General features: G+C 50.2%; 7 protein-coding genes and 1 pseudogene. 2 read left to right on the top strand and 6 right to left on the bottom strand.

Annotated features, from left to right (window positions below; translation table 11 throughout):
- Positions 1-219: 219 nt before the first annotated feature.
- From kdpB to BWI93_RS19295, 4 genes and pseudogenes are all read right to left on the bottom strand, one after another.
- Entirely contained in the window at positions 220-2,268 is a 2,049-nt protein-coding gene (gene kdpB / locus BWI93_RS19315; protein WP_094814306.1) for a potassium-transporting ATPase subunit KdpB, read from the bottom strand.
- Between the two features lie 81 nt (positions 2,269-2,349).
- Positions 2,350-4,013, bottom strand: a pseudogene (gene kdpA / locus BWI93_RS19310) (potassium-transporting ATPase subunit KdpA).
- Between the two features lie 451 nt (positions 4,014-4,464).
- Positions 4,465-4,857 (bottom strand): DUF1398 domain-containing protein, encoded by a 393-nt coding sequence (locus BWI93_RS19300; RefSeq protein WP_094814302.1) that lies wholly within the window; start codon positions 4,855-4,857, stop codon positions 4,465-4,467.
- 3 nt (positions 4,858-4,860) lie between these two features.
- Positions 4,861-5,691 carry an AraC family transcriptional regulator gene (locus tag BWI93_RS19295; protein ID WP_094814300.1) on the bottom strand — a complete coding sequence of 277 codons (831 nt, stop codon included), beginning with the start codon at positions 5,689-5,691 and terminating at the stop codon, positions 4,861-4,863.
- Between the two features lie 142 nt (positions 5,692-5,833).
- Here BWI93_RS19295 and BWI93_RS19290 point away from each other — a divergent pair, with 142 nt between their 5' ends.
- On the top strand, positions 5,834-6,406 hold the full coding sequence (locus BWI93_RS19290; RefSeq protein WP_094814298.1) for a dihydrofolate reductase family protein: 573 nt from the start codon (positions 5,834-5,836) through the stop codon (positions 6,404-6,406).
- Between the two features lie 92 nt (positions 6,407-6,498).
- On the opposite strand, the gene BWI93_RS19285 is transcribed toward BWI93_RS19290, so the two are convergent.
- Together BWI93_RS19285 and BWI93_RS19280 are read right to left on the bottom strand one after the other, a co-directional pair.
- The gene (locus BWI93_RS19285; RefSeq protein ID WP_094814296.1) at positions 6,499-6,987 is read right to left on the bottom strand and encodes a hypothetical protein; all 489 of its coding nucleotides are present in this window, start codon (positions 6,985-6,987) and stop codon (positions 6,499-6,501) included.
- Between the two features lie 112 nt (positions 6,988-7,099).
- The gene (locus BWI93_RS19280; protein WP_094814294.1) at positions 7,100-8,428 is read right to left on the bottom strand and encodes a sigma-54 dependent transcriptional regulator; all 1,329 of its coding nucleotides are present in this window, start codon (positions 8,426-8,428) and stop codon (positions 7,100-7,102) included.
- Between BWI93_RS19280 and BWI93_RS28310 the strand changes: the two genes are divergently transcribed.
- Positions 8,406-8,625, top strand: a 220-nt coding sequence (locus BWI93_RS28310; RefSeq protein ID WP_217902311.1) for a hypothetical protein, incomplete at its 3' end; no start/stop codon positions are given. The two genes, BWI93_RS19280 and BWI93_RS28310, sit on opposite strands and share 23 nt — an antisense overlap.

The raw sequence follows: 8,625 nt of genomic DNA, 5'->3' as shown, positions 1-8,625 counted from the left end.
CTCTAGGCCACCGCATTGCCGAGGAAGTAGGCGACTTATCGCGATAGGACGGGATGCGGTTTTATTTCGTCCATGCAGAAATCGGCTAATTCCAAGCAACAACTATCAATAAATGCTCGAAGATGCTCACGGGCTAGTCATTGGCTGTCTCTAAAGGATGAAGTTCGGCTAGGTAAATCGCTTGCCCGCTTGCCTCCCCAACCATCCACTCAACTTCTATTAAAAGAACAGTGATACGCCCAGATCTATCAGTTTAATGCCGATGAAGGGGATGACCACCCCGCCCAGACCGTAAATAAACAGGTTGCGGCGAAGCAGAGCACTGGCCCCGATGGGTTTGTACGCTACGCCTTTCAGAGCTAACGGAATCAGCATAGGAATGATGATGGCGTTGAAAATAACCGCCGAAAGAATGGCCGATTCAGGACTGTGTAGCCGCATAATATTCAAACGCTGCAAGCCCGGAATACTGAGAATGAACAGAGCCGGTACAATGGCGAAATACTTGGCGACGTCGTTAGCAATGGAAAAGGTCGTGAGGGTACCGCGAGTCATCAGCAACTGTTTTCCGATTTCCACGATCTCAATCAGCTTCGTCGGATCATTGTCCAGATCGACCATGTTTCCCGCCTCTTTGGCGGCCTGCGTACCTGAGTTCATAGCTACGCCTACGTCAGCCTGAGCCAGAGCCGGGGCGTCGTTGGTACCGTCACCCATCATGGCGACGAGCTTGCCGTTCGCCTGCTCGGTCCGAATGTACTGCATTTTATCTTCGGGCTTGGCCTCGGCGATGAAGTCATCCACCCCCGCTTTCTTCGCGATGTACTCTGCCGTCAGGGGGTTGTCACCCGTTACCATTACGGTTTTTACGCCCATTTTTCGTAAACGCTCGAAACGTTCCTGCATACCGGGCTTGATGATGTCCTGCAATTCAATCACGCCCTGTACTTCATCATTCTGAGCGACTACCAGTGGCGTACCCCCGTTTTGCGAGATCGCTTTCACCCGATCCGCAATCTCCGCCGGCACCGTATTCCCCTGCCGAATTACCTGATTACGGATGGAATCCTGGGCTCCTTTCCGAATCCGAACGCCCGAAGGAAGATTGACGCCCGAAGAACGGGTTTCCGCCGTAAAACGAATCAGTTCCACACCCGCGGGTAAACTCGCCTTGATTCCCTGCTGCTGGGCCAGCTCCACAATGGATTTTCCTTCCGGTGTTTCGTCGGCCAGCGAGGACAAAAGGGCGGTTTCCACGAAATCATTTTCCGTTACTCCATTCGCGGGCCAGAAGTGCGTCGCCCGACGGTTACCCAGCGTAATCGTACCCGTTTTATCGAGTAGTAGCGTATCGACGTCGCCGGCGGTTTCCACGGCTTTTCCTGATTTGGTAATCACGTTCGCCCGTAACGCCCGATCCATACCGGCAATACCAATGGCTGAAAGCAAACCGCCAATCGTGGTCGGAATCAGACAAACGAAAAGCGAAATGAAGGCCGCAATGGGGATAGGTGTGTTTGCGTAGTCGGCAAAAGGCTTCAGCGTAATACACACAATAACGAAGACCAGCGTAAAACCCGCCAGTAAAATCGTCAGGGCAATTTCGTTCGGGGTCTTCTGACGGGAAGCCCCTTCAACGAGGGCAATCATTTTATCCAGAAAACTCTCGCCGGGTTCGGTCGTGACCAGTACTTTGATCTGATCGGAAAGCACTTTGGTACCCCCCGTTACGCTCGAACGGTCGCCACCCGCTTCCCGGATTACCGGGGCCGATTCGCCCGTAATGGCCGACTCGTCGATGGTCGCAATCCCTTCAATAATTTCGCCGTCGGAAGGAATGATGTCACCCGTTTCGCAGAGAAAAACATCTCCTTTACGCAGTTGCGAAGACGGCACCGTTTTGATCTCGCCCACGTATAGCTCACCGATGGGTTGTACGAGCCGGGCGGGCGTTTCTTCGCGGGTTTTGCGTAAACTATCGGCCTGAGCTTTGCCACGGGCTTCGGCCAGAGCTTCGGCGAAGTTGGCAAAAAGCAGGGTCAGCAACAGCACGATGAAAACAATCAGGTTATACGCCAGCGAACCCTGGCTCTGATCGCCCGTCGCCGCGATATACACCGTAACGAGCAACATAACGATCGTACCCAGTTCCACGGTAAACATCACCGGGTTACGAAATTGACTACGGGGATTCAGCTTCACAAAAGCTTCCCGAATGGCCGTCTGCACCAATGCAGGTTCAAACAGCCGGGTGGATTTAGTACTCATGGATTCGTTTTCAGTTTTTAGTTTTCAGTTGTCAGTTCAGCAGGCATTCACTGAAAACGGACAACCGAAAACAGATAACTATTACATAGAGAAGTATTCAGCCAGCGGTCCCAGGGCCAGGGCTGGGAAGAACGCCAGAGCGGCGAGGATGACAATGACGGCAAAGACCATGATGCCAAACGTGCCTGTGTCGGTACGCAACGTTCCCGCCGACTCCGGAATGTATTTCTTCGAGGCCAGTAGACCTGCAATGGCGATTGGACCAATAATGGGCAGGAAGCGACTAAAGATCAGACAGATACCCGTAGTAATATTCCAGAACGGATTATTATCGCCCAGCCCTTCAAAACCGGAACCGTTGTTGGCCGACGAAGACGTGTATTCGTACAGCATTTCCGAGAATCCGTGGAAACCGGGGTTATTCAGCCAGGCCGTCGCCGTATTAGGTTGACCTTCGGCATTGACATACCACCAGCCCATGTTCACGTCGCCCGCCGCCAGATAGCTCGCAATCGCTGTACCGGCCATAATGAGCAAAGGGTGCAGAAGGGCTACAATCATGGCGATTTTCATCTCCCGGCCTTCCACTTTCTTACCCATAAATTCGGGTGTACGGCCTACCATCAAACCCGAAATGAATACCGCCAGGATGATGAAGATGTAAAAGTTGAGAATACCGACCCCGCAACCGCCGTAGAAGGCGTTGGTCATCATACTCAGCAGTTCAGCCATACCGGATAAGGGCATGGTACTATCGTGCATGGCGTTGACGGAACCTGTAGAAATGACGGTTGTAATGATGCTCCAGTACGCCGAAGCGACCGAGCCAAAACGCACTTCCTTGCCTTCCATGCTACCGCCGGGCTGATTGATGCCCAACTGAGCAATAGCGGGGTTTCCCTGTACTTCACTCCATACCGCCGGAGCCAGTAAGGCCAGAAAACCAACGGTCATTACCCCGAACACTATGTAGCTGAATTTCCGGTTGCGGATGTAATAACCCAGGGCAAAAATCATCCCCAGTGGAATAATTGTCTGAGCGAGCAATTCCACGATCATCGTGAAATAACTGGGGTTTTCGAGCGGGTGAGCGGAGTTCACTCCGAAATATCCTCCCCCGTTCGTTCCAATGTGTTTGATGGCGATCATGGCCGCCGCCGGTCCCTGTGACACCTGTACGCTATCGCCCTGCATGGATACGTACGAAGCCTTGCCTTCCAGATTCATGGGTGTGCCATTGAAGACCAGCGTTACAGCGACGATCAGCGAGAGGGGAAGCAGCACGCGGGTACAGGATTTCAGAAAGAAATCGTAGAAGTTGCCGAGCTGCGTCGTCTGTTTATCGCGGATGGCTTTAAACACAATCACGCCGCGGCCATCCCCGTACCGGCGGATACGAATTGCAGGAAATTCAGACAGAAAATCTGCGTGAAGTACGAAACGCCCGTTTCTCCGGAGTAGTGTTGGAGGTTACAGTTGACGAGGAAGCTAATGGCCGTATTAAATGCCAGATCGGGCGTCATGTCGGGGTTTCCGTCGGGATTCCAGGGTAGCCAGCTTTGATTTGTTAGGACGAACATCGCCCAGAGGAACCAGACGAGGTTGATGGTCAGTAACGCTTTCAAATGCTCTTTCCAGGTCATTTCCCGGAGGGTATCAATGCCAGAAATCCGCAGAAACAACCGTTCGAGGGGACCGAGTACCGGATCAAGCAGAGTCCGCTCTCCGGCGTAAACGCGGGCCATATAGCGGCCCAAGGGTATCGAAAGGGCAATCGTGATTCCGAAAATCAGAGCGATGCCCAGTAGTTCAGTAGTCATACGTTAAAAATTTTCGGGCTTGAGCAGTACATAAACCATGTACGCGAAAACCAGAAGGGCTAAAACAAAGAGGGTGAGAAACATGGCTTTCAGATTTTTTCGAAAAAGTCGACGGATTTGAAAAAGAGCCAGAAGCAGACCAGCCCAAGCAGTAACCAGATAATCGTGAATAGCATGAGGAAGAAATGTTAGTCTGTTCTCTACTATTCAAGGCGTATGCCAGAGAGTGGTTGTTGGTTTTTAGCTGCTGGTTGTTAGGATATTACGGATGAAATGAATTGATAGGAAATGAAAAACCCTTCCAAAATGAAAGGGTCATTTTTCATTTTGGAAGGGTAAAAGGATGGCGGACTAAATGATTATTCTTGGGAAGTGCTTAGACAGCTGGAATGGCTTCGGTTACTAGAGGGTTTCCTGCGGGGTCGTAATACACTACGGTTAGGTCGAGCATATGAGTTGTCCATTTTTCTACTCCCGCCTGAGCCGCCTGCTGACAAAAGGTGAGGTAATCCGTTTGGCCCTGCTGGTGAATAAGCAGAGCGTGTTTGAGCTGGTCGATGGAAGACTCTTCCGAAATTGGCAGAGCGGGATACTGGGCTTCACTGGACAGCTGAAATCCATTGGCACCTGTATACACGGCCCGGCCATCGGCGACGTATAAGTCATAGTAATTTACACCGAGGGCTTTGAGTTCCTGTACATACTGCGGGAAGTCGGCTCCGCTTTTGACGTTGGAATGAATTTCGTGAATCTGATCTAAGGTGAACATACGCTAGCGAATGGTGAGAGCACAAAGATTCTCCTTACCATCGGGCCAGGATTGTAAAAAATCGTTTTTTGAGCGAGATCGGAAAAATTGCTCCGGGGTACAACCAGTGAAGCGTTTAAAATCTTTAATGAAGTGAGCCTGATCGTAGTACCCCGCCAGATAGCCTAATTCCGCCGCGTCTTTGACTAGTGGATACTGCTCCAAAAGGGATTGAAAACGTACAATCGTAGCAAATTTTTTAGGCGAAGCTCCGACCACCCGGCGAAAGCGTTTCTCAAAGGCACTAGGGCTACTGTTCAGTGAGTTGGCCAGATCCAGCATACGTATCCGTCCTTTAGATTGATAAATCCGATGTACGGCCGCTTCCACCAGCCGATCCGGTGGGAGCAACTGAAGCTGCTCGAACAGAAAGTGTTCTACTACGGAAATGCGTTGCTCGTCGGTGCTGGCCTGCGTGAGTTTTTCACCGAGCTCTTCCAGCGTAGCGGCAGGGAAAAAATGGTCGAGGGATAGACTTTCCAGAAACAGCTCGTGTACCGGTTGCCGGAAAAAATGAGCTGCTCCGGTTTCGGTAAAGTATACCAGTACAGTGGCGGTATTAACCGTATTTTTAAAGGTACGAACGGAATCCTGTAGGCCCGTTACACCAAAGGCGGACAGGGGCACTTCCTGTGAATCCGTGAGATAAGCTAATCGCCCGGCGTACTGAAATCCTAGGACCAATGAGGTGTCCGGAAAAACGGGATACGCCTGCTCGGCTTCACTTTCCGAAATGGCCAGGTGCCGGATGTACGGTCTGAGTGCGGTACTGGGAAGGTATAAATCAAATCGCATGGGCTGAAGAATTTCTTAAAGATAAACAGAAACGCTTACGCTGCCATCAGAATCCGTACTGTCGCAATCGGCCCTTTCAAAGACGCATTAAGCCCCCGCTTGCGAGCCATTCATCCGCGTACTTTGTCAAAAAAACAGAAGCATGCGAAAATTGAAATTACAGGTACAAATGACCCTTGATGGTTACATCGCCGGACCCAACGGTGAAATGGACTGGATGACCTGCCCCTGGACTCCGGACCTGGAAGCCTACGTGGGCGAGATTACCGAACCCGTGGATACCATCCTTCTGGGCCGGAAACTCGCCGAAGGATTCATCCCCTACTGGGCATCGGTAGCGGCTCAGGCGGAGCATCCGGAAGTAGCAGCCGGACAAAAGTTTACGGAAACACCCAAGGTAGTATTTAGCCGGACCTTAGCTGAATCAGCCTGGGAAAATACGGTACTGGCTCAGGATTTAATTCAGGAAATCAATCAATTGAAACAACAGCCGGGCGGCGATCTCATCACGTACGGCGGAGCTACGTTTGTATCCTCTCTGATTCAGCACGGCCTGATCGACGAATACCATTTGCTGATTAATCCGGTAGCAATCGGACAGGGAATGCCCATTTTTCAGGAGCTTACGCAGTACCAACCGTTGACTCTGGTTCAAACCCGAGCGTTTGCGTGTGGCATTGTCCTGATGCAGTATGTGAATAAACGGGAAGCTTAAGGGGAAAAAGCTTGCAGTACTGGGTTTCGAACGTAACCTTGAAACCTGGCGACGAACCTTTTGATGTCTTCTAGTAACGATTAGTTACTGGCCTAACGTTTAGTGGCTATAATCGTAATACCTTCTAGCTGTGGGGAAGTAGCATCTTTGATCTGATAGTTGTTGGGCAACGCTAGCCACCCTAAGGATTGAAGGCTTTTTTTTTGATAAAGCGTATCGTTCTGAATTTTGCCCCGGTAGTCTTCATCCGTTCGATACGCAGCTGACCATTTATAACCGCTACTGGTCTTTTCTAAGCCATGAAAATTTTCTGCTACCGTCTGCCCCAGATTTCCTGGCCGATTGACGGTTGTTATTAAGCTAATTGAGTCGGTTTTGGTACGATACGGTTCAATATAGAATGCTCCGGCTTCGATTTTATTGATGCTTGGGCTGTAGTAAAGCGTGTCGCCATTCAACACATACAGTTGTACATCATAGATGCCCATCGGCAAAGCTTCTATGCCTTCAAAGGGATCTGAACTGGATTTACAACTCCATACGCTGAGGATTCCTAACCAACAAAAAACTAGCTTTTTCATAGGGTTGAATGGTTGCCTTTGTAAAGTATCGGTTCTGTTTTATAGCTACCTGTTTAACAACCGTTCCAACGGGTTGTTTCTGGAGAATTGCGGCTCAGCCTAATCCTTGACATTACCCCAGCTGATATTCTTCAATTTTACGATACAGTGTGGTTAGTCCAATACCCAATAAACGGGCGGCTTCCGTTTTATTACCCTGCGTGTGCTGCAGTACTTTACGGATGTGCCGTTGCTCGACGGCGGAAAGTTCGAAAGAATCCAGCGTGGTACTTTCCCGGAACGGCAGATTATCGGCTCGTAAAATACCATCCTCGGTCAGAATCAGAGCCCGTTCAATGACGTTGCGTAGTTCCCGAATATTACCCGGCCAGGCGTGCTGACTGAGTTGCTGAAGAAAGCCCGGATCGATGTTCCGAAACGGAATGCGAAGTCGCTCGGAAAGCGTACGAGCCAATCCCTGAGCCAGTAAGGGTAAATCGTCAAGACGTTCGCGTAAGGACGGGAGTTCAATCTGAAAAACGGACAGGCGATAGTATAAATCAGCTCTAAAGTGCCCTTCCTGACTTTCTTTCAATAAATCACGATTCGTCGCGGCGATAATGCGTACGTTTACCTGCGTCGGTTTCGTATCACCCACGCGGATGAACTCCTGACTTTCGAGTACGCGGAGTAGTTTGGCCTGTAGATCCAGCGATAGCTCACCAATTTCATCCAGAAAAAGCGTACCGTGATTGGCCTCTTCAAATAAACCTTTCTTGTCTTTCAACGCTCCCGTAAATGCTCCGGCCCGGTGACCAAACAGCTCGCTTTCCAGCAGTTCACGCGAGAACGCTCCGCAGTTAATCGCCAGAAAAGTTTTGGTTCGACGATTACTTTCCCGGTGGATTGCTTGCGAAAAAAGCTCCTTACCGGTACCCGTTTCTCCAATCAATAACACCGTTGTATCGGTATGAGCGACTTTTCGAGCCAGATCTTTGGCCCGAAGAATGGCGGGCGATTGTCCCTGAATCTGATCCAGTGCATACAGATTGCCAGCGACCTGTTGTTCCAGTTCCCGAATCCGAAATTGTAAGCGGGCTTTTTCGGCGGCTTTGGCTACCAGCGTTATGATTTTGTCATTATCATCCCCTTTCACCAGATAGTCGAAAGCTCCGTTTTTCATGGCCGTCACACTATCCGGAATGGTACCGTAAGCCGTCAGTAGCAATACTTCCATACAAGGATAGCGTTGCTTGATTTTCTGTACCGTATCCACACCGTTGCCATCGGGCAGACGAACGTCCATGAGGACTACTTCGATGTTGTTATTTTCTTCGAGTACCTTTAACCCGGAACGGATGTTCTCGGCTTCCAGAACCTGATACTGTTCAAGCTTCAGCAGGCGGGCTAGCAAACTGCGTAAGCGATTTTCATCATCAATGATGAGAATTTTATTTTCCATAAACGGAAGACGTATAATCGGCTGGAAAGATACAGGGTTCGACGATAGCCCTGGTGCAGACGGACAAGAAAATGCGGGTAAAAACGGAAAATCCCGAGCCTCTTCAGACCCGGGATTTTCCGTTTACTCAAAACCTTATGACTTATTTAGCCTGATCTTGTTGGGGAGTCAGGAGTTGGAAGAACTCATCCAGACGG

It is taken from the genome of Siphonobacter sp. BAB-5385 (assembly GCF_002261125.1).
GTDB lineage: Bacteria > Bacteroidota > Bacteroidia > Cytophagales > Spirosomataceae > Siphonobacter.
This window is presented reverse-complemented; position numbering and strand designations above follow the sequence as displayed.

Bases quoted from the DNA above. Each gene is read 5' to 3' on its own strand.
- BWI93_RS19290 (WP_094814298.1), top strand. From the start codon at position 5,834: ATGCGAAAATTGAAATTACAGGTACAAATGACCCTTGATGGTTACATC.
- BWI93_RS19295 (WP_094814300.1), bottom strand. From the start codon at position 5,691: ATGCGATTTGATTTATACCTTCCCAGTACCGCACTCAGACCGTACATC.
- kdpB (WP_094814306.1), bottom strand. From the start codon at position 2,268: ATGAGTACTAAATCCACCCGGCTGTTTGAACCTGCATTGGTGCAGACG.
- BWI93_RS19280 (WP_094814294.1), bottom strand. From the start codon at position 8,428: ATGGAAAATAAAATTCTCATCATTGATGATGAAAATCGCTTACGCAGT.
- BWI93_RS19285 (WP_094814296.1), bottom strand. From the start codon at position 6,987: ATGAAAAAGCTAGTTTTTTGTTGGTTAGGAATCCTCAGCGTATGGAGT.
- BWI93_RS19300 (WP_094814302.1), bottom strand. From the start codon at position 4,857: ATGTTCACCTTAGATCAGATTCACGAAATTCATTCCAACGTCAAAAGC.